The organism is Candidatus Kurthia intestinigallinarum (assembly GCF_003991225.1).
GTDB classification, from domain to species: Bacteria; Bacillota; Bacilli; order Bacillales_A; family Planococcaceae; genus Kurthia; species Kurthia populi.
The window spans coordinates 1-1,335 of record NZ_JTFC01000145.1; the positions used below are offsets into that span (position 1 = coordinate 1).

Annotated in this window: 2 protein-coding genes; one reads left to right on the top strand and one right to left on the bottom strand. The window is 31.7% G+C overall.

The window, feature by feature from the left end:
• On the bottom strand, positions 1-460 hold a 460-nt coding region (locus QI30_RS19275), incomplete at its 3' end, for a class I SAM-dependent methyltransferase (RefSeq protein WP_148113908.1).
• A 131-nt stretch (positions 461-591) separates the two neighbouring features.
• Here QI30_RS19275 and QI30_RS19280 point away from each other — a divergent pair.
• A partial coding sequence (locus tag QI30_RS19280) for a LysR family transcriptional regulator (protein ID WP_148113909.1) occupies positions 592-1,335 on the top strand: 744 nt, incomplete at its 3' end.

Consider the following 1,335-nt stretch of genomic DNA (forward strand, 5'->3'; position numbering starts at 1 on the left):
CGGCATTTTTGATTTGTTTGATTAACTCATCAGTGATTGTTTGCACATTGCCACCACCACCAAACTCTACAACCATTCTTCCTCCTAGTTTTAAACTTTGATAAATGCTTTCTATCGCCTTTTCAGGATTTTTAATCCAATGTAGTGTCGCATTTGAAAAAACACAATCAAATTCATTTTCATATGTCAATGCTGTCGCATCAGCTACATAAAACGGAATATGTGGATATTTTTGCTTTGCTTGCTCAATCATATTTTCGGAATAATCAATGCCAACAACGTCTATGTGAAGGTCATGTAGCATATTTGCCAAATCGCCTGTCCCACATCCTACGTCTAGTACCCTTTCCCCTTGCTTTGGATTAAGTAATGAGATGAGATCTGTTCCGTAGTTAGATACAAATGCATGATTGTTATCGTAAAGTGAAGCGTCCCATAAATCTTTTTTCGTCGTATTCATTATAAAATTCCTCCTTTTATTTAATTTAAATGTTTAAATATTCCATAATTGAATTATAATAGTTTGAATACATAAACAGAAATAAAGAAAAATAACAATTTTAATAACAAATCGTTATTAGGAGGATATCAATGAATATTAAATGGCTAAAAACTTTTATTGTTACTGCACAGCATGAAAACTTTCGGAAAGCGAGTGAAATTCTTTTTCTGACACAACCAGCTGTGTCTAAACACATACAAAGATTAGAAGATTATTTACAATGTTCTTTATTTTCGAGAAAAGGAAAACAAGTTCTATTGAATGCAGAGGGACATCGTTTTTTACCGATTGCTCAAAAAATTCTAAAGGAATATGAAATAGGTTTACATCATTTTGAGGCATGGCAATGTGGTTATACGAAGCAATTATCTATTGCAGTTGCACCTCAAATTGCTTCTTCTATTTTGCCTGCTATTTTAAAAGATTTTATGATAAAAGAGCCTAAAATTGAAATACTCATTGATGTTGTTAATTCATATGAAGTTGTTCAAAAAATATTAGAAGGGAAAGCTGATATAGGATTAACACGTACATATCCAGCACAATCAAATTTAAAAAGTGAAATTGTATTGGAAGAGCCTGTCGTTTTAGTAGCTCCTTATGACACACAAATTGAGCATGAAAAAAATTTATTTGAAAAATATCGATTGATCACGCACAATCATCCCGTTTATTGGGACAATTTATTGATAGAAATCATGCGCGTATACCCTATGATTAAAACATTAAAAGTAAATCAAATAGAAGTCAGTAAAAAATTCATTGAACAAGGGTTAGGTGTTTCTTATTTACCCTATTCCATGGTTGAAAAAGAAATTGCGGAACACCTTTTA